General features: G+C 61.5%; 22 protein-coding genes and 1 tRNA gene. 14 read left to right on the forward strand and 9 right to left on the reverse strand.

The annotated features are described in order from the left end of the window. The first annotated feature begins 47 nt into the window (after positions 1 to 47). The 8 genes from leuC to AMC99_RS08350 all read left to right on the forward strand — a co-directional run bounded on the left by leuC (position 48) and on the right by AMC99_RS08350 (position 5404). Positions 48 to 1481, forward strand: a complete 1434-nt coding sequence (leuC, locus tag AMC99_RS08315; protein WP_061925328.1) for a 3-isopropylmalate dehydratase large subunit — start codon at positions 48 to 50, stop codon at positions 1479 to 1481. A 40-nt stretch (positions 1482 to 1521) separates the two neighbouring features. Next, positions 1522 to 1677, forward strand: coding sequence for a hypothetical protein (locus AMC99_RS08320; RefSeq protein ID WP_061925331.1), 156 nt, complete (start codon positions 1522 to 1524; stop codon positions 1675 to 1677). Beyond that, positions 1677 to 2291 carry a 3-isopropylmalate dehydratase small subunit gene (gene leuD, locus AMC99_RS08325; protein WP_061925334.1) on the forward strand — a complete coding sequence of 205 codons (615 nt, stop codon included), beginning with the start codon at positions 1677 to 1679 and terminating at the stop codon, positions 2289 to 2291. The genes AMC99_RS08320 and leuD overlap by 1 nt, the downstream gene beginning before the upstream one ends. Continuing rightward, on the forward strand, positions 2288 to 3286 hold the full coding sequence (locus tag AMC99_RS08330) for an NADPH:quinone oxidoreductase family protein (RefSeq protein ID WP_061925337.1): 999 nt from the start codon (positions 2288 to 2290) through the stop codon (positions 3284 to 3286). Before leuD ends, AMC99_RS08330 begins: the two co-directional genes overlap by 4 nt. Before the next feature lie 94 nt (positions 3287 to 3380). Continuing rightward, entirely contained in the window at positions 3381 to 3704 is a 324-nt protein-coding gene (locus AMC99_RS08335) for a DUF1476 domain-containing protein (RefSeq protein ID WP_061925340.1), read from the forward strand. Positions 3705 to 3710: 6 nt separating this feature from the next. Beyond that, positions 3711 to 3944 carry a BolA/IbaG family iron-sulfur metabolism protein gene (locus AMC99_RS08340; RefSeq protein ID WP_061925343.1) on the forward strand — a complete coding sequence of 78 codons (234 nt, stop codon included), beginning with the start codon at positions 3711 to 3713 and terminating at the stop codon, positions 3942 to 3944. Between the two features lie 34 nt (positions 3945 to 3978). Then, a complete protein-coding gene (gene grxD, locus AMC99_RS08345) occupies positions 3979 to 4311 on the forward strand; it encodes a Grx4 family monothiol glutaredoxin (protein WP_061925346.1) in 333 nt (110 codons plus the stop codon). Positions 4312 to 4621: 310 nt separating this feature from the next. Continuing rightward, a complete protein-coding gene (locus AMC99_RS08350; RefSeq protein WP_061925348.1) occupies positions 4622 to 5404 on the forward strand; it encodes an NUDIX hydrolase in 783 nt (260 codons plus the stop codon). 16 nt (positions 5405 to 5420) lie between these two features. Here AMC99_RS08350 and AMC99_RS08355 read toward each other — a convergent pair. Further along, positions 5421 to 5497 (reverse strand) — tRNA-Arg (locus tag AMC99_RS08355). Between the two features lie 60 nt (positions 5498 to 5557). Here AMC99_RS08355 and AMC99_RS08360 point away from each other — a divergent pair. Beyond that, positions 5558 to 6301 carry a queuosine precursor transporter gene (locus AMC99_RS08360; RefSeq protein WP_061925352.1) on the forward strand — a complete coding sequence of 248 codons (744 nt, stop codon included), beginning with the start codon at positions 5558 to 5560 and terminating at the stop codon, positions 6299 to 6301. On the opposite strand, the gene AMC99_RS08365 is transcribed toward AMC99_RS08360, so the two are convergent. The 5 genes from AMC99_RS08365 to AMC99_RS08385 form a co-directional block, all read right to left on the reverse strand. Beyond that, positions 6298 to 7857, reverse strand: a complete 1560-nt coding sequence (locus AMC99_RS08365) for a Ppx/GppA family phosphatase (RefSeq protein ID WP_061925355.1) — start codon at positions 7855 to 7857, stop codon at positions 6298 to 6300. The two genes, AMC99_RS08360 and AMC99_RS08365, sit on opposite strands and share 4 nt — an antisense overlap. Beyond that, complete coding sequence (locus AMC99_RS08370; RefSeq protein ID WP_061925358.1) at positions 7854 to 10010, reverse strand: RNA degradosome polyphosphate kinase; 2157 nt, start codon at positions 10008 to 10010, stop codon at positions 7854 to 7856. The genes AMC99_RS08365 and AMC99_RS08370 overlap by 4 nt, the downstream gene beginning before the upstream one ends. Before the next feature lie 116 nt (positions 10011 to 10126). Further along, positions 10127 to 11146, reverse strand: a complete 1020-nt coding sequence (locus AMC99_RS08375; protein WP_061925361.1) for an aldo/keto reductase — start codon at positions 11144 to 11146, stop codon at positions 10127 to 10129. 17 nt (positions 11147 to 11163) lie between these two features. Continuing rightward, positions 11164 to 11901: an SDR family NAD(P)-dependent oxidoreductase gene (locus tag AMC99_RS08380; RefSeq protein WP_061925364.1), complete on the reverse strand. Its 738-nt coding sequence runs from the start codon at positions 11899 to 11901 to the stop codon at positions 11164 to 11166. Positions 11902 to 11913: 12 nt separating this feature from the next. Then, positions 11914 to 13056, reverse strand: coding sequence for an acyl-CoA dehydrogenase family protein (locus AMC99_RS08385; protein WP_061925366.1), 1143 nt, complete (start codon positions 13054 to 13056; stop codon positions 11914 to 11916). A 111-nt stretch (positions 13057 to 13167) separates the two neighbouring features. On the opposite strand from AMC99_RS08385, the gene AMC99_RS08390 reads away from it, so the two are divergent. Continuing rightward, positions 13168 to 14478, forward strand: coding sequence for a cation:proton antiporter (locus AMC99_RS08390; RefSeq protein WP_061925369.1), 1311 nt, complete (start codon positions 13168 to 13170; stop codon positions 14476 to 14478). Between the two features lie 129 nt (positions 14479 to 14607). Further along, positions 14608 to 15411: a phosphoribosylaminoimidazolesuccinocarboxamide synthase gene (gene purC / locus AMC99_RS08395; protein ID WP_061925372.1), complete on the forward strand. Its 804-nt coding sequence runs from the start codon at positions 14608 to 14610 to the stop codon at positions 15409 to 15411. A gap of 3 nt (positions 15412 to 15414) precedes the next feature. Here the strand turns inward: purC and AMC99_RS08400 are convergent, their stop codons facing one another. Continuing rightward, positions 15415 to 16296 carry a diacylglycerol/lipid kinase family protein gene (locus AMC99_RS08400; protein ID WP_061925375.1) on the reverse strand — a complete coding sequence of 294 codons (882 nt, stop codon included), beginning with the start codon at positions 16294 to 16296 and terminating at the stop codon, positions 15415 to 15417. Between the two features lie 103 nt (positions 16297 to 16399). On the opposite strand from AMC99_RS08400, the gene AMC99_RS08405 reads away from it, so the two are divergent. Continuing rightward, entirely contained in the window at positions 16400 to 19252 is a 2853-nt protein-coding gene (locus AMC99_RS08405) for a M16 family metallopeptidase (RefSeq protein ID WP_061927859.1), read from the forward strand. A 39-nt stretch (positions 19253 to 19291) separates the two neighbouring features. On the opposite strand, the gene AMC99_RS08410 is transcribed toward AMC99_RS08405, so the two are convergent. Continuing rightward, complete coding sequence (locus tag AMC99_RS08410; RefSeq protein WP_083440218.1) at positions 19292 to 21643, reverse strand: TonB-dependent receptor; 2352 nt, start codon at positions 21641 to 21643, stop codon at positions 19292 to 19294. A 266-nt stretch (positions 21644 to 21909) separates the two neighbouring features. Between AMC99_RS08410 and purS the strand changes: the two genes are divergently transcribed. Together purS and purQ are read left to right on the forward strand one after the other, a co-directional pair. Then, positions 21910 to 22158 (forward strand): phosphoribosylformylglycinamidine synthase subunit PurS, encoded by a 249-nt coding sequence (gene purS / locus AMC99_RS08415; protein ID WP_061925380.1) that lies wholly within the window; start codon positions 21910 to 21912, stop codon positions 22156 to 22158. Then, positions 22158 to 22835, forward strand: coding sequence for a phosphoribosylformylglycinamidine synthase subunit PurQ (purQ, locus tag AMC99_RS08420; RefSeq protein WP_061925383.1), 678 nt, complete (start codon positions 22158 to 22160; stop codon positions 22833 to 22835). Before purS ends, purQ begins: the two co-directional genes overlap by 1 nt. Positions 22836 to 22856: 21 nt before the next feature. Here the strand turns inward: purQ and AMC99_RS08425 are convergent, their stop codons facing one another. Continuing rightward, the gene (locus tag AMC99_RS08425; protein ID WP_083440123.1) at positions 22857 to 25169 is read right to left on the reverse strand and encodes a putative bifunctional diguanylate cyclase/phosphodiesterase; all 2313 of its coding nucleotides are present in this window, start codon (positions 25167 to 25169) and stop codon (positions 22857 to 22859) included. Between the last annotated feature and the right edge of the window lie 100 nt (positions 25170 to 25269).

The raw sequence follows: 25269 nt of genomic DNA on the forward strand, positions 1-25269 counted from the left end.
TTTTACCATCTTGCCCCTGTGGGGGCGGCCATCCTAGGCCAAGGCTCATGGCAAGCCGCCCCCGCACACTCTATGAAAAGATCTGGGACGCCCACGTCGTTGAAACGCGCGACGATGGCACCAGCCTGATCTATATCGACCGTCACCTCGTGCACGAAGTGACCAGCCCCCAGGCTTTCGAGGCATTGAGGATGAGCGGACGGACCGTCCGCCGCCCAGAGCTGACGCTGGCCGTACCAGACCACAATCTTCCCACCACAGCGCGCGTCGACGCTGACGGGAAACGGCTTCCGATCACCGATCCGCAAAGCGCGGCACAGCTCGCAGCGCTCGAGGCGAATGCGCCTTCGTTCGGCATCCGCTACATCGATGCAACGGCAGAAGCGCAAGGGATCGTGCATGTTGTCGGCCCGGAACAGGGCTTCTCGCTACCTGGTACGACCATCGTTTGCGGCGATTCCCACACCGCCTGCCACGGCGGTCTGGGTGCCCTCGCCTTCGGTATCGGCACGAGCGAGGTCGAGCACGTCCTCGCCACCCAGACGCTCCAGCTTAAGCGCTCGAAATCGATGGAGATCCGGGTCGAAGGAGAGCTTGGCCCGGGTGTCACGGCCAAGGACCTTATCCTCCACATCATCGGCAGGATCGGCGCTGCCGGCGGCACGGGTTACGTGATCGAATATCGCGGCCCCGTGTTCGAGGCGATGAGCGTCGAAGAACGCCTCACCGTTTGCAACATGAGCATCGAGGGCGGCGCACGTGCCGGCCTGATCGCGCCAGACGAGACAGTCTTCAATTACGTGAAGGGGCGCCCCTACGCCCCCAAGGGAGAGGACTGGGACGCGGCAGTCGCATACTGGCGTTCGCTCCGAACGGACCCCGGGGCCGAATTCGACAAATCGGTCACCATCGACGCACGCGATGTCGAGCCGACAGTGACCTGGGGCACCAGCCCGGAAGACGTCGTCGCGATCGGCGGCACCGTGCCATCTCCCGACAGTTTCAGCGATCCTTCCAAGCAGCAGGCCGCGCAAAAAAGCCTCGATTACATGGGCTTGCAACCGGGCCAGCGGATGCAGGACATTCCCGTCGAGAACGTCTTTATCGGCAGTTGCACCAACAGCCGGATCGAGGATTTGCGCGCCGCCGCAGCGATACTGAAAGGGCGCACAAAGGCACCTAACGTACGCTGGGCGATCGTCGTGCCGGGTTCTGGGCTGGTCAAGCGCCAGGCCGAGGAAGAAGGGCTGGACAAGGTTTTCATCGATGCAGGTTTCGAATGGCGCGAACCCGGCTGTTCGGCCTGCCTCGGGATGAACCCGGACAAGGTCCCCCCCGGCGAACGCTGCGCATCGACCAGCAATCGCAATTTCGTCGGCCGACAGGGCCCCGGAGCGCGAACGCATCTCGTCTCGCCGGCCATGGCTGCTGCCGCAGCCGTCGCCGGCCATCTCGCAGACGTCCGCGACTTTGCCGGTTGACCTCTTGCCTTATCGATTCATGCTCCCCATGAGAAAAACCATGACAAAGAAGATCAAAGGCAAGGCCGCCATCGGCGCCGCCATCGGTTCCGCCGCCATCGCTGCAGCACTGCTCTATGCCGGCAAGCGCAAAAAGAACAATCAGCCGACCCAGCCCGGTCCGATCCCTTCGGGCGAGAACCCGGAAACCGACTGATGGACAAGGTGGAGGGAATCGAGGGACGCGCCTATCCGTTCGGCGCCAAGAACGTCGATACCGACGTCATCATTCCCGCCAGCTGGCTCAAGACCATCAGCCGCGAAGGACTGGGCGAAGGGGCGTTCGAGACCATCCGCGCGCAGGACGGCAATGTCTTCGACGATCCCGAATATGCCGGTTCCCCGATCCTGATCGCGGGCGACAATTTCGGTTGCGGGTCGAGCCGCGAACACGCCGCATGGGCCCTGCTGGACCTGGGCATCAAGGCGGTCATCGCGCCAAGCTTCTCGGACATTTTTTCAGGCAACGCCTTCAAGAACGGCATATTGACCGTCGTCCTTCCGCAAGAGCAGATCGACCGTCTTATGAAAGTCGCCGAGACCGACGAGATCAATATCGATCTCGAGACGCAGACCGTCACGACTCCTTTCCAGGACCGATTTACCTTCGACATCGACCCGTTCCGCAAACACTGCCTGATGAACGGGCTCGACGAAATCGGCCTCACGCTCGAGCGTGACGACGCCATCGCAAAACACGAAAAGACGCGCGAGCAGGCCATGGGCTGGCTAACGCGCGGAACCGAAACAGATAGGGAGATTGCAGCATGAAGGCACTTCGCACGCACGCCGTTGGCGGACCGGACACACTGACCCTCGACGAGGTCGACGTACCCACCCCCGGCGAAGGCCAGGTACTGGTCGATGTGAAGGCCTGCGCGATCAACTTTCCCGATACGCTGATGATCCGCGATCTCTACCAGTTCAAGCCCGAGCGTCCCTATGCGCCTGGCGGCGAGATCGCCGGCGTGGTCGAAGCTGTCGGCCCGGGCGTCGAGGGATTTGCGGTCGGTGACAAGGTTCTGGCCGGCATCGGCAACGGCGGCCTGGTCGAAAAGGTCGTGGTCGCTGCAAACCGCCTGTTCCCCATTCCCGACGGCGTGCCGTTCGAGAAGGCAGCGTCGCTGCTGATGACCTATGGCACGACCATTCACGGCCTGAAGGATCGCGGCCACATCAAGGAAGGCGACACCGTCCTCATCCTCGGCGCTGCAGGCGGCGTCGGCCTGTCAGCGGTCGAACTGGCCAAGGCATTCGGCGCCCGCGTCGTTGCTGCCGTTTCGAGCGAGGAAAAGGGCGAAGTCGCACGCAAGGCCGGTGCCGACGAAGTTGTGATCTATCCCAAGGACGAGATGGACAAGGACGCGTCGAAAGCGCTCGCCAATGCGTTCAAGGCCGCGTGCGGCCCCGAAGGCGCAAACATTGTCTATGACATCGTTGGCGGACAATATTCCGAACCCGCCCTGCGATCGATAGCATGGGAAGGCCGTTTCCTCGTGGTCGGTTTCCCGGCAGGCATCGCGAAGATGCCGCTCAACCTGACCCTGCTGAAGAGCTGCGACATCTGCGGCGTATTCTGGGGCGCCTTCACTGCGCGCGAACCGGTCAAGTATCGCGAACAGGTCGCCGAACTGTTCGAGCTGATGAAAGCTGGCAAGATCGACCCGCTCGTATCAGAGACTTTCCCCCTTGAACGTGGCGGCGATGCGATCGCCAAGCTCGAAAGCCGTCAGGCAGTGGGCAAGCTCGTCGTGACGATGGACTGATTGATCGACTGACCGAAATTAAGGGCGACCCGGCCTTGCCGCACAAGCTGCGCCGCCCTATTTCGGTATCGATTCAATTTCCCGAGGGTATCCCATGACCGATTTCAAAGACCGCGAGCGCGGCGAAGAAGCAAAATACGCATTCGACGAGGAAAACGCGTTCAAGATTGCTGCGCGCCGCAATCGCCTGCTGGGCGAATGGGCAGCCGAACTGATGAACCTGACCGACGAAGAAGCCGACGCCTACAAAAAGGCCGTGGTCCAGGCCGACTTCGAGGAAGCCGGTGACGAAGACGTCATTCGCAAGCTGCTGGGTGATCTTACCGCTGCAAGCTGTGATGTCAGCGAATCCGACATCCGTGCAAAGCTCGACGAAAAGGCGATCGAAGCCCGTCGCCAGCTGATGGGCGAGGCCTGATATCCCATGCCGATGAGCGCGAATGAAATTACCCGCCTGGTGACCGAAGCGCTGCCCGGTGCGGAAATCGAACTTCGCGATCTGGCAGGCGATGACGATCATTGGGCAGCCAGGGTCGTCGCTCCGCAATTTGCCGGCAAGTCGCGCGTCCAGCAGCACAAGATGGTGTACGATGCACTCGGCGGCCGGATGGGCGGCGTGCTGCACGCCTTGCAACTGACGACCGCTGCCCCCAACTAGGTCGCAGCAATCATTTCATTTGGGTCCGGTATCTATGTCCGACGTTAACTCCCGCATTTCGACCATCGTTGGCGACAACGACGTCGTACTCTTCATGAAGGGCACACCGCTCTTCCCGCAGTGCGGCTTTTCCAGCCGAGCTGTCGCCATCCTCGATCATTGCGGCGTCGCCTACGAAAGCGTCGATGTGCTGCAGGACATGGAAATCCGCCAGGGCATCAAGTCCTTTTCGGATTGGCCGACAATCCCCCAGCTTTATGTGAAGGGTGAATTCCTGGGCGGCAGCGACATCATGATGGAAATGTTCGAAGCCGGCGAGCTGCAGCAGTTGCTGGACGAAAAGCAGGTCGCCAAGGCCGAAGGCTGAACCCTTCAGGCCGCTTGCGGCGGCCGATTTGTCACTGGCAAAAGAAAAACCGCCTCGGGGGCTTCCGGGGCGGTTTTCTCGTTTCGGGGAGGCGGGACCGGGAGACCAGGGTGGTCCCGCCTCTTTATCGAAGACCATTCGGGATGAGCATCACTTTGCATGGGCCGTGCCAAAAATGGCAACCCTCGGATATCTGCGGAGTTTTACGGTTAACAGGATTTTGCCACGTGGCGGTCTGTAAGTTTTACCGACAGGTCTGGCCTCCAATCCCACTTGGCAATCGCATTGCATCGCGCCACACTCCACCGCAATGAGCACCAGCGCCGAAAATCCGCCCGACGGCATCCCCGCAGCAACCGTCGTAATCTTCCGCAATGGCCCCGATGGCGGGCCCCCGGAAATCCTCATGACCATCCGTTCGCGCAACATGGTGTTTGCAGGCGGCATGGCGGTTTTCCCTGGCGGACGGGTCGACCCAGAGGATTTCGAACTTGCAGGCAGGATCGAAACATCGCTGCCGCACGACGAAACGGCGCACCAGATCGCGGTCGTCCGAGAGACCCTGGAGGAAACCGGGCTCGCGATCGGACTGGCCGGAGAGGTTACTGCTGCAAAAGCGCACGCGGCGCGCGAAAGGCTGCTCAATGTCGGCTCGCTCGCGCCCGTTCTGGAGGAGTACGACTGGTCGCTCGACCTGTCGCAACTGACCCCCTTTGCGCGCTGGTTTCCCAAGAACGAACGTATTCCGCGGGTTTACGATACGCGGTTTTATCTTGCGAACCTCGGGACAGGCGCGGTCGAGATCGAAGCCGACCTGTCGGAAAATACACACCTGTTCTGGACCACGGCGCAAGGCGCGCTTGATTCCGCCGAAACGGGCGACATCAAGATTATCTTCCCTACGCGCCGCAATCTTGAGCGGCTCGCCCTGTTCGGCAGCTTCGATGAAGCCAAGGCACAAGCCGATGCCATCCCCGTCCGCACCATCACGCCATTTATGGCAGAGGCAGAGGGCAAGACCTGGCTCAATATCGGCGAAGACCTGGGTTATCCGGTGACGGGCGAACCGATCGACACGGTTATGCGCGGCTGATCTGTCACAGGACCGGTGGCGCGCCCGGCAGGACTCGAACCTGCTGCCTCAAGATTAGAAGTCTCGCGCTCTATCCAGATGAGCTACGGGCGCGCACCGCAGCCCCATTAGCGCGCTTTCCTGTCCATTCAAATGCGGATAGTCAGTCTATCCATGGATAACGATCACGCCCCGGTGCGCTCAACCCACGCGCCCAACCGCTTCCGGTATTACGACCTTGTGATGGCCGCTTTCGTGGCGATCCTGCTGCTGTCGAACATCATCGGTGCGTCGAAACCGAGCTATATTTCGCTGCCCGGAGGCGAGACATGGATCTTCGGTGCGGGCGTCCTGTTCTTTCCCATCAGCTACATCATCGGTGACGTGCTGACCGAAGTGTATGGCTATGCCCGCGCCCGCCGCGTGATCTGGACAGGGTTTGCCGCCCTTGCCTTCATGGCCTTCATGGCCTGGGTCGTGGTCAAGCTGCCGCCTGCCGAGGGATGGCCGCACCAGGGTGCCTACGAGGCGGTTTTCGGCAACAGCTGGCGCATCGTGATTGCCTCGATGACAGCCTTCTGGGTCGGGGAATTCGCCAATTCCTATGTCCTTGCCAAGATGAAGGTCTGGACCGATGGCCGCTTCCTCTGGATGCGCACCATCGGATCGACTGTGGTCGGACAGGGCTTGGACAGCCTTATCTTCTACCCCCTCGCCTTCTACGGTATCGCGGGATGGCCCCCCGAAACGCTGTTCCAGGTCGTGATCTCGCAGTGGATCATCAAGACCGTGTGGGAAGCCGTGCTGACGCCGGTGACCTACCTTGTCGTCAATTCGCTCAAACGTCGCGAGGGCATCGACCTCTACGATACGGAAACCGATTTCTCGCCTTTTGCCTCGGAAAAGGCAGAGGCCTAGCCCGCACTCGCGAACGGATCCGACAGGCTCTCGTCCGCACTGTGCCATTCTTCATCGGGCACGAAGCGCACTGCAGGCTCCAGCCCGAGGTGATCGGCGAGCAGCTTCATGTCCTTTTCGTTGGGCACGCCATACAGGTCGGCATGGCTTTCCTGCAGGCTGAGAACGAGCTCGTCGCCTTCGATTCCCACACGGCTGACGTGTAGCGAGCGGCGCGACCGCGCCCCGATCCGCCGGGCAAGGCGGGTCGCGAGTCCCCACCCGATGGCTTCGTTCAGGCCCTGCTCGTCCGCCAGCACCCGCAGCGATTTCGGCAGGTCGAGGTGGTTTCCGTTGGCTGCAACTGCCGCTGCCAGCAAGGCACGACCTCTTGGATCGATCGCGATCCACCGCTTGTGCAGGGCCCAGTCGGTCGCCTGCTGCATGCGCAGGTTCGGCTCGATCTGCATAGAGGCCAGCGAGAGCATGGTCGCCGCCAGGCGCAATCTTTCCTCGCCATTCGTGCCTGACTGCAGCGCATCGACCGTCCAGCCTGCAATTCGTGTAGAGAGCTGCGGCGGGGCCCCGCGCTGTGTCGCGAAGGCGGCCATGCCCGCCAGCAGCGGATCCTGCGCCTTGGCGTGGTCCGCCAGCCGGTCGTAAAGCAGTCCCTCGCGCAGGCCCCATGATGAAAAGACCAGCCGCGTGGGCTGCAGGCGGTTGATCAGCGCTTGGAGCAGGATCGCCGCATCGGGCATCGTTTCGGATCGCATCGAGGAAATACGCTCAATTGCGCGCAGATCGTCCGGCCTGCTGCTGGCAAGCCTGCGTGCAAGCTTCATTGCCTGTTCCGGATCGAGCGAGGTCCCGTGCGGGTCGGTCAGCGGGTAGTTGCGGGCCTCCATCGCATAGACAGCCATCGCCCGCCATGTCCCGCCGACGAGGTAGAGCGGCGCGTTCTCGGCATTGCCCCAACCATTCTTGCCGAGCTTCTTTTCGAGAGCTTTGCGCGTTTCCGACCGCTTCTTCTGCCGCAGGGCAGGCAATCGCAATGTTCCCAGCGGGAGAGAAACCGGATCGCCCGTCCGGTTGTCCGCAATATGCACCAATTCGAGGCTGCCACCGCCAAGATCGGCGACCACGCCCTTCGCACCAGGGAAAGCACCAAGCACGCCGTGGGCAGAAAGGCACGCTTCTTCCTCGCCGGAAATCACTCGCGGCGACAGACCCAGTTCTTCGATGGCGGCGATGAATTCAGGTCCGTTGCTTGCCTCTCTGGTAGCGGCAGTCGCCACCGTTTCGACATCCTCGATGCCAAGATCGTCGAGCAGGAGGGCGAACCGCTTGAGACCGCGCATGGCAAGTTCGATGGAATCGGCGGGCATCGCGCCCGTTTCGGCCATCTCCCGCCCGAGCCGGGCCGCGACCTTTTCGTTGTAGAGGACCGTCGGCGCACGGGGCGAGCCGCCATACACCACGAGGCGGACGGTATTGGAGCCGATATCGATTATTGCCCGCTGGGCCCTGTCTCCGGAAAAAATCCCTTCGCGATCGGGACGCCTTGCGCGCAGGGTCATCCAGCCGCGCCCTTGCGCAGGGCAAGTTCAGGCACGGCACCGGCTTCGAGCGCGCCACCGCGGCCAGAGAGCGAGGGATTGGTCATGAAATACTGGTGGCAGTTGAATGGTTCGCCTGCCGCCTCGACCCTTGTGTAGCTGCCGTCTGCATGGAGTTCCCAACTCTGCTCGGTATCGAGCATATTGGCAAGCAGCACCTGCTTCAGGACCTGGTCGTGCACCGTCTTGTTCTTGATCTGGATAAGCGTTTCGACCCGGCGATCGAGATTGCGCCCCATCAGGTCGGCAGATGCAATGTAGACCATTGCCTTGGTGCTCGGCATCGCCTTGCCATTGGCGAAGGCATAGATGCGTCCGTGCTCGAGGAAACGCCCGATAATCGATTTCACCCTGATATTGTCGCTTACGCCCGGGATTCCCGGCTTCAGGCAGCAGATTCCCCTCACCACCAGGTCGACCGATACGCCGGCTTGGCTCGCGGCATAAAGCCGGTCGATCATCGCCCTGTTGGTGATCTGGTTGCACTTCATCCAGATTGCGGCCGGTTCGCCGCGCTTGGCCTTGGCGATCTCGAAATCGATCCGCTCGTACAATTCCTCGCGCAGGTTGAGCGGGGCGATCGAGAGCAGTTCGGTGTGTCGCGGCTCGACATATCCGGTGACGAAGTTGAACAGGCGCGCAGCGTCGCGTCCCAACCGGGGATCGGCGGTGAAGAAGCTGAGGTCGGTGTAGGTCATCGCCGTGACCGGGTGATAATTGCCGGTCCCGAAATGGCAGTAGGTGCGATAGCCCTCTTCCTCGCGCCGGACGACCATCGCCACCTTGGCATGGGTTTTCCAGTCGACGAAACCATAGATGACCTGGACGCCCGCGCGCTCCAGCTTGCTCGCCCACATCAGGTTCTGCTCTTCGTCGAACCGGGCTTTCAGCTCTACTACGGCCGTCACCGATTTGCCGGCCTCGGCAGCCGCGATCAGTGCATTGATGACCGCCGACTGGTTGCCTGCACGATAGAGCGTCTGCTTGATCGCAACGACATCGGGATCCATCGCCGCCTGGCGAATGAAATCGACCACCACCTCGAAACTTTCATAGGGGTGGTGGATCACGATGTCCTTCTCGCGAATGGCGGCGAAACAATCGCCGTCGTGTTCGCGAATCCGTTCGGGATAGCGGGGGGAATAGCTCTCGAACTTCAGATCGGGGCGGTCTTCACCATCGACGATTTCCGACAGTCCGTCGAAGCCGATAACGCCATCGGACTTGATCACCATCGCATCGCCGATGCCCAGTTGTTCGAGCAGGACCTGCTCTGCCCGCTTGTCGAAATCCTCCTCGATTTCGAGCTGGATCACCTTGCCGCGGCGGCGGCGCTGGATCGCGCTGCGGAACGTGCGGACGAGATCTTCGGCTTCTTCCTCGATCTCGATATCGCTGTCACGAAGGACGCGAAAAAGACCCGATCCCTTGATCTTGAAGCCCGGGAAAAGATGGTCGGCAAAGCGGCAGATCAGGCTGGCCATGCTGATATAGACAGCTTCCGGCCCCGGCACCCTGACATAGCGCGGCATGGCCGGTGGGATCAGGATCATCTCCATGATCTTGGCCTTGTCTGCCTCACGCGTGAGGTTGAACAGCAGCCCCATTCCTTCGTTCGAGATGAACGGAAACGGGTGTGCCGGATCGAGCGCCTGCGGCGTGATCACCGGCATGATTTCTTCGAGGAAATATTCGCGCAGCCAGCCATAGGCGCTTTCGTCCACGCGTTCGTCACCCGCGATGTGAATGCCTTGGGCGCCAAGCAGCGGATTGAGATTGCGCCAGATGACCTGCTGCCGTTCTGCCAGTTCGGCAAGCTTGCTGCGGATTGCAGCCAATTGCTGCGACGGGCTGAGCCCGTCGATAGAAGGGACATCGATGCCGCGCTGGACCTGGCCCTCCAGTCCTGCGACGCGGATCATCATGAACTCGTCGAGATTGCTGCCCGAGATCGACAGGAAGCGGAGCCGTTCCAGAAGCGGATACCGTTCGTTTTCCGCTTCCGCCAGGACACGTTCGTTGAAGGCGAGCCAGCTCAGTTCGCGATTGAAGTACAGCGTTCCGTCCGCGCCGGTCGACGCGTCGTTATCGTTCGTGATCGGTTCGCTGCTCATGCTCTGGCCGTTCCGGTAATCGAGGGGCGGGAAGCTGGCCGCTTTGCGCCTCCAGGCGACAAAGTAAATCAGCCGGTCCGGCTTGTCACTCGCCAGTCAACATGGGCAACCAGCGCCTAGAGAACGCTGACCTGCTCCATCGGCGGCAGCGGCATGCCCAAACCCGTTGGGGCCTTGGGCCGATACGGGCCTTCGAGCTTGCCGATTTCCTCGCTGGAAAGCTCGACCTCGAGCGCCGCAACGGCATCTCCGATGTGGTGCGGTTTCGTCGCGCCGATGATCGGAGCGGTGACCTGCGGCTTGGTGAAATGCCATGCCAGCGCGACCTGCGCCCGCTTGATCCCGCGCGCATCTGCGATTTCCCCGACAGCATCGATGACCGCCCGGTCCGCCTCGTCGTCCTGCTTGTAGAGGCGCTGGCCGACGCCATCGGTCTTGCTCCGCACCGTTTCCTCGTCTGCAGGACGTGTCAGGCGGCCACGCGCCAGCGGGCTCCACGGAATGACGCCAACCCCTTCGGCAGCGCAAAGCGGCAGCATTTCGCGCTCTTCCTCGCGGTACAGAAGGTTGAGCTGGTTCTGCATCGAGACAAATCGCGTCCAGCCGTTTGCGCGGGCGGTTTCCTGCATATGGGCGAACTGCCATGCGAACATGGAGGACGCACCGATATACCGCGCCTTGCCCGCTTTCACGATGTCGTGCAGCGCCTCCATCGTTTCCTCGATCGGCGTTTCATCATCGAAACGATGGATCTGGAACAGGTCGACATAGTCCATCCCAAGCCGGCCAAGGCTGTCGTCGATCGCCTGCATCAGCGCCTTGCGCGACAGTCCGCCGCAATTGGGTGCCTGGCGCCAAGGGAAATAGGCCTTCGTGGCAACTACAATCTCGTCGCGGCGCGCCATCTCGCCCAGCAGCTTGCCGGTGATTTCCTCCGAGGTGCCGCCAGCATACATGTTGGCAGTATCGAAGAAATTGATCCCGCTCTCCAGCGCATGGCGAAAGTGGGGTCGCGATTCCTCTTCTCCCAGCAACCAGTCGCCGTGCCAGCCCTTGGTCGTATCTCCATAGCTCATGCAGCCGAGGCAAAGCCGCGAAACCATGAGCCCGGTATTGCCGAGGCGGGTGAACTTCATGTGTCAGACCTTCCTGTTCAGAGCGATAGGCCGCCGTCGACGATCAGCGACTGGCCCGTGACATAGGATGCGAGCGGGGAGGCGAGGAACAGGGCGGCACCCGCCATATCCTCCGGCGTTCCCATCCGGCGCAATGGCACCCGCTCGATCACGCCCTGGCGCCGTTTTTCGTTGTCGGTCGTGACGCGGGTCATCTTGGTGGCAACGAAGCCCGGTGCGATCCCGTTCACCCTGATCCCGTCTTTCGCCCAGGCCTGGGCAAGCGAACCGACAAGGCTTGCTGCCCCTGCCTTGCTCGCCCCATAGGCCGGGTTACCGATCATCGCGTGGAACGCCCCGGTAGAGCTGACGATGATGAGAGAGCCGCCCTTCTCCGCCAGGCCGGGATAGAATGCGCGGGCACAATCCATGACGGAGTTGAGATTCACATCGACGACGGCATCCCAGCCTTCGCGTTCGAATTCCTCCCGTCCGTATCGAACGGCACCTTGGCACAGGACCACGACGTTCATGACCCCGATTCCGGCGGCCAGTGCATCTGGTGCAGACCGGTCGGTCACGTCGAGCCTGTGATAGCTCAGGCCGGTGAAGTCGCTATCCTCGTTCTCGAGATAGTCGCCCTCGTCATGGCGCGTGCCGGTGACGTGGACTTCGGCCCCGCGCCGGGCAAAACCATGCGCGATCCCATTGCCGATACCGCTCGACCCGCCGACCACGAGTACACGTTGCTGGGAGAAATCGAGCGGATCGGACATGGTGTTTCCTCCTCAGATCGAACGGCTGATCACTTCTTTCATGATCTCGTTCGTGCCGCCAAAAATGCGCGTGACGCGCGCATCGCGCCACAGCCGGGCGATGGCGTATTCGTTCATGTAGCCTGCACCGCCATGCAACTGCAGCGCGGTATCGACCGCCTTCCATTGCAGGTCGGTATGCCACAGCTTGGCAGCGGAGGCTTCGTCCGTCGTCAGTTCCTTGTCGAAATGACGCAGCAGCGCCCAGTCGAGGTGCGCCCAGCCGACCTGAAGGTCCGCTTTCAGGTCTGCGAGCGTGAACTTGGTGTTCTGGAATTCGAACACCGTCTGGCCGAATGCCTTGCGCTCCTTGGTGAAGTTGACCGCTTCGTCGAATGCGCGCTGGGCTGCCGCCTGAGCGCCCACTGCGATGCCAAGGCGTTCCTGCGGCAGTTCTTCCATCAGGTGGATGAAGCCGCGCCCTTCCCCGCCAAGGATGTTCGATTTGGGAACGCGCACATCTTCGAAAAACAGCTCCGAAGTATCGGCACCGTGCTGGCCGATCTTGTCGAGGTTGCGCCCCTTAACGAAGCCGGGGGTGCCGTCATCGACCAGGATCAGGCTGGTGCCTTTCGCACCCATGCTCGGATCGGTCTTGGCAACCACAATCACGCAGTCGGCATTCTGGCCGTTGGTGATGTAGGTTTTCGAACCGTTGATGATGAAATCGTCGCCGTCGCTCTTGGCGGTCGTGCGAATTCCCTGAAGGTCGCTGCCTGCGCCCGGCTCGGTCATCGCAATGGCAGTGATGATGTCACCCGACACCATGCCGGGAAGGTATTTCTGGCGCTGTTCCTCTGTGCCTAGGCGCTCGAAATAATTTGCCGTGATGTCGCTTTGCAGGGTGAAACCTGCGGCCGATCCGAGATAGGCGAGCTCCTCGCCAACGATCGCGCAATAACCGAAATCGAGGCCGAGACCTCCGTTTTCTTCCTTCACGGTCGGACAAAGCAGGCCCGCTTCGCCGACGGCTTTCCAGGTTTCGCGCGGCACGATGCCGTTCTTTTCGTGATCGTCGAGATGCGGCTCGAGATGCTGCGCGAACACCTTGCGCACGGTGTCGCGGAACATGGCGTGATCTTCGTTATAGGCGAAACGCTTGGATGTATCGAGCATGGGGAACGGCTTTCGTTGCAAATCGAGATTGAAATCTAGGAATGCCAGCCTGTGATTATTTGTAAAGCCTTGCGGCTGGTTTCGCTGCGCCCGACCGGCTAACGAAAGTGAATGCACGACACTGCCGGCAACGCGCTTTCCGCTTTCGACATCGCTTCCATCCTGGTGGTCGCGGCTGCCCTGCTGGGCTGGTTCAACCACCACTTCCTGAAGCTGCCGCATGTCATCGGCCTGACGGTCATGGGCGCCATCGGCGCCATCGGCCTGATGCTCGCCAATGCGTTCATCCCCGGCATCACGCTCGACGATACGGTGGGGCGGCTGCTCGAACAGATGAATTTCACCGACACCCTGCTCGAAGGGATGCTGTGCTTCCTGCTGTTTGCAGGGGCGCTGCATGTCGACCTCGAAAAGCTGAAGCAGAGCTGGTTTCCCGTCTTGCTGCTCTCCACCGTTGGCGTCATCCTTTCGACCGCCCTGATCGGCTTTGCGACCTGGGGCGTGGGCAGCCTGCTGGCCCTTCCCATCGCGCCGATCTGGTACTTCGTTTTCGGAGCGCTGATTTCCCCCACCGATCCGGTCAGCGTCCTCGGCGTACTCAAGGAAGAAAACGTGCCCGGATCGCTGCAGAGCGCGGTTGCGGGAGAAAGCCTGTTCAACGACGGTGTGGGCATCGTGATCTTCGTCATCCTGCTCGGAGCGGCACTGACCGGAGCCGAATTTTCCCTCGCCGAAGGGGCGCGACTGTTCGCTCTCGAGGCCGGAGGCGGCGTTCTGGTTGGACTTGTTTTCGGCTGGATCGGATACCGCGCGCTCGCCAGCATGGACGAATATGCGCTAGAGGTTCTGATCACGCTCGCCATCGTCATGGGCGGTTATGCCCTCTGCATGCAACTGCATATTTCCGGCCCACTGGCCATGGCGGTCGCAGGGCTGCTGATCGGCAATCACGGCGTCACCTTTGCGATGAGCGACGTCACCCGCGACTACGTGATCAAGTTCTGGGAACTGGTCGACGAAATGCTCAATTCGGTCCTTTTCCTGCTGATCGGTCTGGAATTGATCGCTGTCGTGCCGGGTGTCCCGCACATCGTGCTCGGGTTCGCAGCAATCGTCATCACCCTAGCAGCGCGTGCCATATCGGTCGGGAGCGCTGTGAAGCTCATCCCGGCTGCGCGCCTCGATACCAAGGGCGCCGGACGCGTCTTGTGGTGGGGCGGACTGCGCGGCGGGATCTCGATTGCGCTCGCGCTTTCGCTACCCGCCGGTCCGACACGCGACCTGCTGCTAGCCGCAACTTTCGCTGCGGTTCTATTTTCCGTGCTGGTGCAACGCGCGACGCTGGGCAAGCTGATTGATACGATGAAGGCCAACAATGCGCCGGCGATGGAAAAGGAGATCGGGACCAACGACGCTGCCTGACCGGACCCGGCACGCTGCAATTGCGCTGGCACCGCTTTATCGGTAAAGGCTCAGGCCTCGCCCCGGCCCGCGCGACTCCACCGGTTTCGCCCAGCCGGGGCAAAGCATTTTTCTGACAGGAACTCCCGCATGTCGCGTCGGCGCCAGATCTACGAAGGCAAAGCCAAGATCCTTTACGAAGGCCCCGAACCGGGCACGATCATCCAGTATTTCAAGGATGATGCGACCGCCTTCAACGCGCAAAAGAAGGGCACGATCAACGGCAAGGGCGTGATCAACAATCGCATCAGCGAACACGTCTTCACCCGCCTCGCCCACATCGGGATTCCGACGCACTTCATCCGCCGCCTCAACATGCGCGAACAGCTGGTTCGCCAGTGCGAAATCATCCCGATCGAAGTCGTTGTCCGCAATGTGGCTGCCGGCTCGATCTCCAAACGTCTCGGCATCGAGGAAGGCGAGCCCCTGCCGCACACGCTGATCGAGTATTACTACAAGGACGATGCGCTCGGCGATCCGCTGATCGCGGAAGAGCACATCGCCTGCTTCAACTGGGCATCGAACGAAGAAATGCAGGATATCGCCGCGATGGCGATCCGCGTGAATGACTTCATGTGCGGCATGTTCGCTGCGATCGACATCCGACTGATCGACTTCAAGCTCGAATTCGGCCGCATCTATGACGGCGATTACAGCCGCGTGATCCTGGCCGACGAGATCAGCCCGGATGGCTGCCGCCTGTGGGACATGAAGACGGGCGAGAAGCTGGACAAGGACCGGTTCCGCCGCGACCTTGGCGGCGAAAGCGAAGCCTACCAGGAAGTGGCGCGCCGTCTCGGCCTGCTGCAAGGCGACGACAATGCTCCGGGCGAGGTCTTCGACCTTTCGGCCCATCGCGGCCGCCTGCGCGGCACGCCCAAGCCGAAGAAATAAAGGCTACACCACGTATTTGAGGGTTTGACCGCTTGCCCCGATTGCAAATGAGCATTCGGGCATGTGGTCGCCATCCACCTGCACGGGCGTGACGCAGCGATCGAATACGACGCGGCGCACGCTGCGTATTTCGACGAAAGCGAACCGATCAACGGAAATGCGCAGCATGGCAGCGAGGCTGAATGCGAGCATCCCCAGCCGTGTCGACCGTCGCAGCGTGATCAGTTCGATCGAATCTTCGCCCAGCGCTGCCTTCGGACTCAACCGGAACGGCCCGGCGTACAATGCGCCGTGCGATGCGATGACGGCCTCTGCCTCGCATGCGAAGCCGGTGCCATCGCTCAACTCGCCGCTAATCGTTATGACATTGCGCGGCCAGTCGCGCATCTGTTGCAGCATGGCGAGGACATAGGCGTATCTGCCGATGCGCTTCTTCATCGCTCCGGACACACGCGCAACGGCGTGACTGTCGGGCCCGATGCTGAGGCAGGATACGATCGGCATACTGCCCAGCGAATAAAGCGGGGAATGAAGCCAGCCTTCCGCTCCCTTGGCGAAACCATCGGCGATCCTTCGTGCGAAGGCCCTGGGATCGGTCGGGTAATCGAGTTCCCTCGCAACGAGGTTGATCGTGCCTGCACGCGCTATGCAAAGCGGCGTGTCCCCGGCCCGGTCGCCCAGCGACTGGACCGTGTCGCGCAAGGTGCCGTCGCCCCCGTGGACGCAAATCAGGTCTGCGCTGCCTGACAGACGCACACCTTCCGCCTCTGTCGGAATGGGCGTTACATCGAATCCGACCTCTTCCAGCGCGGTCACGAAACCACGCATCACGGGCTCGCGAAAACTGCCCGATACCGGATTGTAGACGAAGTCGACCCTTGCCATGCTGCGCCTTCTAGCGTTCGGTCACGGCCAGAACCATTGGTATGTGACGGAAAACCACATTCATCCGATTGTCACTGCTTGCGCATTAAGGCAGCAATCGATCATGACACGATTTGCCCTGCCCTTTGCCGCCTTCCTGCTGTGTTCGACTGCGCTTGCCGCACAGGAAGGTGAGGAAGCGACCACAGGCTGGAATCCCGCCGACTGGGAAATCGAGCAGACCGACATTGCGGTGGATCCGGGATATTCGTTCGGACGCCTTGCCAATGGCATGCGCTATATCCTCCGGCAGAACAGCACACCGGAAGACACCGCTCTCGTCAGGTTGCACATCGGTTCGGGTTCTCTCGACGAACGCGACGACGAACGCGGGCTCGCGCATTTCCTCGAGCACATGGCCTTCAACGGATCGAAGCGTGTGCCCGAAGGCGAAATGGTCAAGCTGCTGGAACGCGAAGGCCTGGCGTTCGGAGCGGACACCAACGCGTCGACCAATTTCGAGACCACGGTTTACAAGCTCAACCTGCCACGAAACGACGAAGCGCTACTGGATACGGCGCTGATGCTGATGCGCGAAACGGCAGGCGAGTTAACCATCGCCCAGGATGCTGTCGAGCGCGAACGAGGCGTGATCCTGGCCGAACGGCGCGATCGAAGGAACTACGCGCTCACGGAGACAGAGGACCGGCTCGCCTTCCTTTCGCCTGGAGCCCGCTATGTCGACAGGCTGCCGATCGGAACACTCGAGGTCCTTGAGACGGCAGACGCAGCCCGCCTTCGCGCATTTTACGAACGGACCTACGTGCCTGAAAACACCGTTCTGGTCATCGTCGGCGATTACCCGGTTGCTGTCATGGAAGCCGCAATCAACACGCACTTTGCCGACTGGGAAGGCGCGGGCGATCCGGTCGAGCCGGAGACCGGGCCAATCGACATCACGCGCAAGGGCGAAACCGATATCTACGTCGATCCTGCCCTGTCGGAGCGGGTGACCGTCACCAGCTTTGGCCCGTGGGAGGAACGCCCCGACACCTCCGACATGCGCCAGGCTAACCTCGTCCGCCAGATCGGATATGGCGTCATCAACCGCAGGCTCGAAAAGGTCGCGCGGCAGGCCGACGCACCGTTCAGGGGTGCGGGATTCGGCGTAGGCGATGTTTTCGAGGACGGCCGAATGACCAATCTCGTTATAGATACCGCCGATGGAGAATGGCAGAAGGGGTTGGAGGCAGCGACGCTGGAATTGCGCCGCGCGCTCGAATTCGGTTTTACCGAAGACGAGGTGCGCGAACAGGTCGCAAGGTTGCGCAATTCGATAGAGAACGGGGTCAAGAGCAGCGACACGCGCACCAATGGCGCGCTGGTCGGGACGGCACTGAACCTCGTCGATGATGGAACCGTCCCTGCCACTCCGGAAAGCTCGCTCGAACGTTTCGATTCCTATGCGGATGCGATCACGGCAGAGATGGCACTGGCAGCAGTCAAGGCCGATTGCAGCCCGCTCGACAACCCGCTGATCCGGTACCACGGTCGTTCCGCACCGGAAGGCGGCCAGGCGGCCCTGCGCCACGCGTGGCAAGCGGCAGCCGCCGCCCCGGTCGAGCCATTGGCAGCGGAGCAGGTCCAGTCCTTTGCCTATACCGATTTCGGAACGCCGGGCGTGGTCGTTTCCGAGGAGCGAGACGACCGCTTCGGCTTCCGGCTTATCCGCTTCGAGAATGGCGTAATGCTCAACCTGAAGCAGACCGACATTCGCAAGGACCGCGTCAGCTTCCGCGTGACCGTGGACGGCGGTACCTTGCTCAATACCGCGGACGATCCGCTCAAGACCGCGCTTGTCTCCTCGATGTCTGCAGGCGGACTCGGAAAGCACAGCGAGGATGAACTCGAAACGGTGCTCGCCGGGCACGACGTGCGCCTCTCCATCGGTGCATCGACCGACGGTTTCAGGATCAGCGGCGGGACGACGCCCGAAGACCTGTTGCTGCAGATGCAACTGGTGACCGCCGGTTTGACAGATCCCGGATATCGCGGTGAAGCGATCGAGCGATACCGCCGCAACATCGCTGAATTCTTCGCAAAGCGCGATGCAACGCCTGCAGCCGCCTATGCCAACTCGGTTGGATCCATACTCTCCGATGGCGATCCGCGCTTCACCGTGCAGGACCAGGCAGCATACGAAGCGCTCGATTTTGCGAAGCTTGCCAGCGATATCGGCGACCGTCTGGCGAATGGCGCGATCGAGGTCGCCCTGGTTGGCGATTTCGACGAGGACGCTGCCATTGCGGCTGTCGCCAAAACGCTCGGCGCCTTGCCGCAACGGGAAGATGCCTTTCAGGAGCGTACCGAAGCCCGCATCCGCACCTTCACCGCAGATCGTTCCACCCGTGTCATCCGCCATTCGGGCGAGGAAGACCAGGCATTGGTGCGCATGACATGGCCGACGCGTGACGACAGCGATTTCGCGGAAGTCATGAAGCTCGAAATGCTCGAACGCGTCCTGCGCATCCGGCTCCAGGAAACATTGCGCGAGGAACTGGGCAAGGCCTACTCCCCTTCCACCGGAAGCGCGCCGTCCAGCACCTATACCGGTTACGGGGTGATGAGCCTCGCCGCGTCGGTCGATCTTGCGGAGGTGGAGGAAACACGCGCCGCCATCCGCGCGACGCTTGCGAGTCTCCGTGAAAAGCCGGTCGATGCCGATCTTCTCGACCGTGCCCGAGAGCCGCTGCTCGAAGGGTATGCGAACATGCTCAAATCGCTCGGCGGATGGATGTCGCTTGCCGACCACGCCCAGAGCGAAAACGAGCGGCTGGACAGGTATTTCCAAGCAGAACCGATCCTGCGCTCGATCACGGCAGAAGACGTGCAGGAAATGGCGCGACGCTATCTGGTCGAAGGCGAGGAGTTCGAAGTCCTTGTCCTGCCCGAAACGGCGACGGGGCCGGACGCCTGAGCGCCCGACCCCGCCTGAATTCGGCTTTCAGCCTCGGGATTACCAGCGAATACCGGCTTCGACGCCCCAGATGCGCGGTTCGTTGACCATCGCCGTCAGGTTGTTGAAGTCGATACCGCTGACAGCCGAGGTGTCGTTGGTGATGTTGCGAACGAAGCCGGCCAGTTCGAATGCGTCGGTCTTGTAGCCTACGCGAATGCCGCCTTCGAGCTGGTGAGCGTCCTGGAATTCAACCGATTCATAGAGGAAGAAGTTGATCTTCGAACGATAGGCCCAGTCGGTGAAAAGATAGACTTCGCCGTCACCCACAGGAACGCCGTAACGAGCGGTCCAGTTGGCGATCCAGCGCGGCGCCTGCGGCAGGCTGTTGCCATCGATGCTGACGATCGCGGCACTGAACGGCGCTGCATCGACCACCACCGGATCAAGTACGGTACACAGCGAAACATCGGGGAACGTATCGACACGGACCGCACCGCAAGCGGCAGTGGTCAGGTTCTTGTCCTGGATTTCGGTGTGGTTGTAGCTCAGGCCGGCGGTCAGCAGCAGGTTGTCGACCGGTGCGATTTCCGCATCCATTTCGAAACCGTAGCCGCGGACGTTGTCGGCATTGATCAGGCGGTTCGCGTTGACTTCGCCGCCGACAGCGGTGAGCTGCGCGTCGTTGAGGTCGTAGATGAAGCCGCTCAGGTTGAAGCGTGCGCGGCCATCGAGCAGCGTCGACTTCAAGCCCGCTTCATACGAAGTGATCGTTTCCGACTTGCCGACGGTGACACCGTCTTCGAGCGGAGTGGCGGTCGCTGGCGGAAACAGGATGCGGCCCTGGATGCTCGGTGCACGATAGCCGCGAGCGACGCGTGCGTAGAGGTTCAGGTCCGAAGATGCTTCGTAAACCGCGCTTGCGTCCCACGTGATCGTGTCGTCGCTGACCTTGCGGGTCACCGTGCCGAGCGGGTTCTGGAGGAACCCGGGGAACTGCGTATCCTTCGAACGGACGACCGTGAAGTCACGCTCGTCGTCGTTGTAGCGGATGCCGCCGGTCACGCTCAGCTGTTCGCTGAGATCGACCGTGACAGATCCGAATGCGCCGTACGCCTTGCTGTCCTGTTCCTGGCTGACGACGATGTTCACGCCGCCAACGTCGTTGAACGGATCGCCCAGGGTCGAATAGTTCTCCGACAGGATTTCCAGGTGCTCGTCGAAATAGAAGAAGCCGGCCTGGTAGCTGATCGGGCCGCTGCCATTGCTCGCGATCCGGAATTCCTGGGTGAACTGGTCGAGATCGGGGACAGAGTCCCGCGTTTCGGCAGTGAACGGGATATAGCCCGGGCCCGATGGCGGGAAGTCGGCAAAGCCGTAGCCGCCGTCGACATCGCCGACCGAAGTCGAAGTGCCGTGCCAGTAGCTGGTAACCGAGATCAGCGAGACAGGGCCTACGTCCCAGGTCAGGCGCGCCGAAGCGTTCTGTGTGTCGAGGCTCTGGTCGTTCTTGCCATCGGTCGAAACTTCACCGCGTGAGAAATTGGCGTTGAGCCCTTCTTCGCCGCGGGTGAAATTGTTGGCGCGGAACAGGCGTGCGGTACCGTCGAGCTTGCGGAACTGGCCCGTCAGCAGGACTTCGAGGCTGTCCGTCGGATCAGCCTTGGCCTGAAGGCGGAAGGCCATGTCTTCATAGCCGCCGAATGCGTCCTTCTCGGTGCCCGTCGGCAGCACATTGTCGACGTAATCGTCCTGGCGCTGGTACAGGCCCGAGACGCGAAGGGCGAAACGGTCACCCATCGGAATGTTGACCGCTGCTTCGCCGTTGATGTTGTTGAAGCGGCCGTAGGCGAGCTTCGCATAACCTTCGGCGTAGTTCTTCGGCTTCACCGAATCGAACTTGACGATGCCGGCCGGCGTGTTGCGACCGAACAGCGTGCCTTGCGGACCGCGCAGGACTTCGACCTGCTGGAGGTCGAAGACCGGGAAGCCCTTGAGGATCGGGTTTTCGAGTACGACATCATCATAGACCAGGCTGACCGGCTGCGACGCGTTGAAATCGAAATCGGTGTTGCCAAGGCCGCGGATATAGAAACGCGGGAACGTACGACCGAATGAGGATTCGACGACCAGGCTGGGTACGCGGCCCGAAAGAGCGCGAATGTCCTGGCCACCGCTGTTGATTGCGGCGAGCGCTTCGTCATCGATCGCAGTGACCGAAATCGGAACGTCCTGGATGTTCTGTTCGCGGCGCTGTGCCGTGACGATGATTGCGTCGAGCGCGCCTTCTTCGGCGGCCTCTGCGGTGGAGGCGTCCTGAGCGAGCGCCGGTGCAGCGCCCAGCGCCAGCGTCGCAGACAGAATCGAGGTGCCAAGCAATGCCCGGCGCGAAATGGAGAGACGGTTTTTCATGGCTGTGCCCTTGAATGCGCTGCGCGGCAGCGAACGATACGAGAGGCCCACGCCCATGCGCGCTTTTCTCGTTTTTTGCGAGCCTCCGCCGCCTGAAAACGCCGAAAACACAGGTTTGGAGTGCCGATATGTGACGCCATGTGGCAAAACCGCTACAATTCTTTCACTTCGGTGACAGTGGGGAATGCACGCAGGGCGATTGCACCGCAGCGCCGCTTCGCTATAGGCACCGGCCATATCCCTCCTCTCGCGCCGGAGAACCGATCATGAAAGTCCGCATCCTGGTCCGCCTCAAACCCGGAGTGCTCGACCCGCAGGGCCGTGCAGTCCACCATGCCCTCGAAGGACTCGGTTTTTCGGGCGTCGACGATGTGCGTATCGGCCGGATGATCGAGATGGATCTCGCCGACGGCACCAGCGACGAAGACGTCGACAAGATGTGCCGCCAGCTTCTCGCCAATATGGTGATCGAAGACTACGCGATCGAGAAAGTGCCCGCAGGGGAGCCCGCCTGATGGCTTTCCGCGCCGCAGTCATAACCTTTCCCGGTTCGAACTGCGATCGTGACATGGCGGTCGCAATCGAGAAGATTTCGGGCACCGCCCCGATACGCGTTTGGCACGGCGATGCGGAGCTGCCCGACAATCTCGACTTCATCGCCCTGCCCGGCGGATTTTCCTACGGGGATTACCTGCGTTCGGGTTCGATGGCGGCGAACAGTCCGATCATGCGGTCCGTAGTAGCTGCCGCCGGCAAGGGCGTACCTGTTCTGGGCGTCTGCAACGGATTTCAGGTCCTGACCGAAGCCGGTCTCCTGCCCGGCGCATTGATGCGCAATGCCAGCCAGAATTTCATCTGCCGCACCGTCCCGCTCAAGGTCGAAAACAACCAGTCGCTTTTCACTCGTGGATACGAGGCGGGCGAGACGATCCAGATCCCGGTCGCTCATCATGACGGCAATTACTATGCCGACGATCAAACGCTCGATCGGTTGGAAGGCGATGGCCGCGTGGCGTTCCGCTACCTTGAACCTTGCAACGGTTCGCGGCGGGACATTGCCGGTGTGCTGAATGCCGCCGGAAATGTGCTCGGCATGATGCCGCACCCCGAACGCGCGATCGAAGACGTGCTGGGAAGCAGCGACGGTGCGAAGCTTTTCGACGGCGCGTTCAAGGCTTTGATCGAAGCCTGATCGCTTCGGCCATGCGCCAGGTCAGGCGCGCTTGAGTTCCTCGCGAGTGCGGAACAGGCGCCGTGCATCGGCGGCAGTCATCGGCCTGCCGAAATAGAACCCCTGGATCTTGTCGCAGCCAAGGCGGCGGATCAGTTCGACCTCTTCGGTCGTCTCGGCACCCTCTGCGGTCGTCGTCATGTCGAGGCTCTGCGCCATCGCGACCACCGCGCGGATAATCGCAAGGCTTTCCGCATTGTGCTGCGCTGCGCCCTTCACGAAAGTGCGATCGACCTTGATCGTCGAGAATCGCAGCTTGCGGATGTAGCCGAGCGACGAGTAGCCGGTGCCGAAATCGTCGAGCGCGACCTGGCAGCCGAGCGCGAGCACCTGTTCCAGCGCTGCGCGTGCAATGCTCGCATCGCGCAGGAAGATGCTTTCCGTAACCTCGATCTCCAGCCGCTCAGGGCGTAGGCCGGTCGCAGCAAGGCAATCGACCACTTCGTCGGCGAAGTTATCTTCCAGCAATTGTTCGGGCGACACGTTGACGTTGACCTTGACGTGCTCTGGCCAGTTGCGGGCTTCCTCGCACGCTTCGCGCATGACCCATTTGCCAATCGGCACGATCAGGCGCGTGTCTTCTGCGATCGGGATGAACTTCCCGGGACTGACGAAGCCGTGCTCCTGGCTGTTCCACCGGCTCAGTGCTTCGAAGCTGACGATGCTGCCATCCTTCGAACTGACGACAGGCTGGAACTGCAGGGTCAGCTCCTCGCGGTCCAGGGCTTCACGCAGCGACAGTTCCAGTTGGCGACGTTCCTCGGCCGATGCGTGAAGGCTGGGAACATAGCCGAAGTGCCCGCCGCGGCCGTTGTCCTTCGCCTTGTAGAGCGCGAGGTCGGCATTTCGCATCAGTTCTTCGACAGTGGCGCCATCGCGCGGTCCAATGGCCGAACCGACGCTGGCACCCACGTGCAGGGTCTGGTCATCGACGCGGTAAGGTTTGGAAAGCAGGGTAATGATCTTGTTCGCCACCTCCGACACAACCTTGCGGTTCGAGGCATCGCGGATGACGACCGCGAATTCGTCTCCGCCGAGGCGGCCGCAAAGCTGGCCGTCGCCCATCAGCGACTGAAGCCGCTGCGACACCTGCGCCAGAAGCTTGTCGCCGACCTGGTGGCCAAGCGAATCGTTGACCGCCTTGAACCGGTCGAGGTCGATCATGAGGAAGGCGCAACTGCTCTTCCACTGGTCTGCGTGGATCAGCGCCTCGCCCAGCGATTCATTCACCTGCATGCGATTAGGCAGCGAAGTCAGCGTATCGAAACGGGCAAGGTATGCGATCTTTTCGGAAGATTCGCGCTGCTCGGTAACGTCCGAACCGACGCCCCGGAAACCCGAGAAATTGCCGTGCTTGTCACGAATGGGTGTGCCGGAAAGCTCCCACCAGCGACGCTCGCCACGGATCTGAACGCGAACCAGCAGGTTGGAGAAGTTCTCCTGCTGTTTCATGTAGTCGATAAGCTCGTGCATGCTGGGGTGCATCTCTGCAGGCTCGAGGTTCTTGCCGCCGATCAGGTCGAACAGCGGACGGCCTTCGGCTTCGTCCTGCTGGCGCCCGAGTGCATAAGCGAAGCGCGGCGAAACCGAGCGGACACGGCGCGACGTGTCGATCTGCCACAGCCAGTCGGCCTCGTTCTCTTCGAACTCGCGCAGGAGCATCGATACGACTTCGTCCTTTTCGCTCACACGCCCTTCGGAAATGCGCGAGGCGAGAGAAGTGCGCGCGATCTCGACCGATCCGGCAAGCGCGGTCGCCACCATGGCGGCGACAAGCAGGACCATCTCGAAATGACCTTGCAGCAGGAAGCTGATGGCAGATGCCGTTCCGGTGATCAGGGCAAAAACGAACAGGCCCATCGGAGCAGCGGAATAGAACAGGATCGATGCCGCGATGAGGACGGCGACAGCGCTCCACAGCGTCACTTGCTGGGCCAGTTCGGCAAATGGTGCGAAGACGAGGATCGCCGCCGCCCAGATGACGCCCGAACCCACCGGGGTCACCAGGTGGCGCTGGAATTCGCGGTTGGACATCCGCTTGCGTTCTGCATGGACCAGCTTCTGGTCCGCCAGCCCTCCGCGAATGTGCAGCGATGCGAGCGCTGTAAACCACATCAGCAAGCCGACGATGTTGAAGCTGCCCTGAAAGGTCCAGACCGTAATCAAGCCGAGGATCAGGTGAGCAGCCATGCGAATGCGCGCATGGTGGCCGACTGTCGACAATTGCAGGCCACGCAGGCGCGTCCAGTCGGTATCGGCACTGTCCGATAGTCCGAGTATTGCCTTGATAGGCATCAATTCCCGTGCGGGTTTTGACGAGGCTGCAGGTCCACTCACGCCTTCGCAATTAGGTGCGAAAGGTTATCCGGCAGTAAACCAAGCCGCTCAACTGTGG

The organism is Altererythrobacter epoxidivorans (assembly GCF_001281485.1).
In the GTDB taxonomy this organism is placed as follows: Bacteria; Pseudomonadota; Alphaproteobacteria; order Sphingomonadales; family Sphingomonadaceae; genus Erythrobacter; species Erythrobacter epoxidivorans.

What these genes read in the sequence shown, in the direction of transcription:
- leuC (WP_061925328.1), top strand. Translation starts at nt 48, where the DNA reads ATGGCAAGCCGCCCCCGCACACTCTATGAAAAGATCTGGGACGCCCAC.
- AMC99_RS08320 (WP_061925331.1), top strand. Translation starts at nt 1,522, where the DNA reads ATGACAAAGAAGATCAAAGGCAAGGCCGCCATCGGCGCCGCCATCGGT.
- leuD (WP_061925334.1), top strand. Translation starts at nt 1,677, where the DNA reads ATGGACAAGGTGGAGGGAATCGAGGGACGCGCCTATCCGTTCGGCGCC.
- AMC99_RS08330 (WP_061925337.1), top strand. Translation starts at nt 2,288, where the DNA reads ATGAAGGCACTTCGCACGCACGCCGTTGGCGGACCGGACACACTGACC.
- AMC99_RS08335 (WP_061925340.1), top strand. Translation starts at nt 3,381, where the DNA reads ATGACCGATTTCAAAGACCGCGAGCGCGGCGAAGAAGCAAAATACGCA.
- AMC99_RS08340 (WP_061925343.1), top strand. Translation starts at nt 3,711, where the DNA reads ATGCCGATGAGCGCGAATGAAATTACCCGCCTGGTGACCGAAGCGCTG.
- grxD (WP_061925346.1), top strand. Translation starts at nt 3,979, where the DNA reads ATGTCCGACGTTAACTCCCGCATTTCGACCATCGTTGGCGACAACGAC.
- AMC99_RS08350 (WP_061925348.1), top strand. Translation starts at nt 4,622, where the DNA reads ATGAGCACCAGCGCCGAAAATCCGCCCGACGGCATCCCCGCAGCAACC.
- AMC99_RS08360 (WP_061925352.1), top strand. Translation starts at nt 5,558, where the DNA reads ATGGATAACGATCACGCCCCGGTGCGCTCAACCCACGCGCCCAACCGC.
- AMC99_RS08365 (WP_061925355.1), bottom strand. Translation starts at nt 7,857, where the DNA reads ATGACCCTGCGCGCAAGGCGTCCCGATCGCGAAGGGATTTTTTCCGGA.
- AMC99_RS08370 (WP_061925358.1), bottom strand. Translation starts at nt 10,010, where the DNA reads ATGAGCAGCGAACCGATCACGAACGATAACGACGCGTCGACCGGCGCG.
- AMC99_RS08375 (WP_061925361.1), bottom strand. Translation starts at nt 11,146, where the DNA reads ATGAAGTTCACCCGCCTCGGCAATACCGGGCTCATGGTTTCGCGGCTT.
- AMC99_RS08380 (WP_061925364.1), bottom strand. Translation starts at nt 11,901, where the DNA reads ATGTCCGATCCGCTCGATTTCTCCCAGCAACGTGTACTCGTGGTCGGC.
- AMC99_RS08385 (WP_061925366.1), bottom strand. Translation starts at nt 13,056, where the DNA reads ATGCTCGATACATCCAAGCGTTTCGCCTATAACGAAGATCACGCCATG.
- AMC99_RS08390 (WP_061925369.1), top strand. Translation starts at nt 13,168, where the DNA reads ATGCACGACACTGCCGGCAACGCGCTTTCCGCTTTCGACATCGCTTCC.
- purC (WP_061925372.1), top strand. Translation starts at nt 14,608, where the DNA reads ATGTCGCGTCGGCGCCAGATCTACGAAGGCAAAGCCAAGATCCTTTAC.
- AMC99_RS08400 (WP_061925375.1), bottom strand. Translation starts at nt 16,296, where the DNA reads ATGGCAAGGGTCGACTTCGTCTACAATCCGGTATCGGGCAGTTTTCGC.
- AMC99_RS08405 (WP_061927859.1), top strand. Translation starts at nt 16,400, where the DNA reads ATGACACGATTTGCCCTGCCCTTTGCCGCCTTCCTGCTGTGTTCGACT.
- AMC99_RS08410 (WP_083440218.1), bottom strand. Translation starts at nt 21,643, where the DNA reads ATGAAAAACCGTCTCTCCATTTCGCGCCGGGCATTGCTTGGCACCTCG.
- purS (WP_061925380.1), top strand. Translation starts at nt 21,910, where the DNA reads ATGAAAGTCCGCATCCTGGTCCGCCTCAAACCCGGAGTGCTCGACCCG.
- purQ (WP_061925383.1), top strand. Translation starts at nt 22,158, where the DNA reads ATGGCTTTCCGCGCCGCAGTCATAACCTTTCCCGGTTCGAACTGCGAT.
- AMC99_RS08425 (WP_083440123.1), bottom strand. Translation starts at nt 25,169, where the DNA reads ATGCCTATCAAGGCAATACTCGGACTATCGGACAGTGCCGATACCGAC.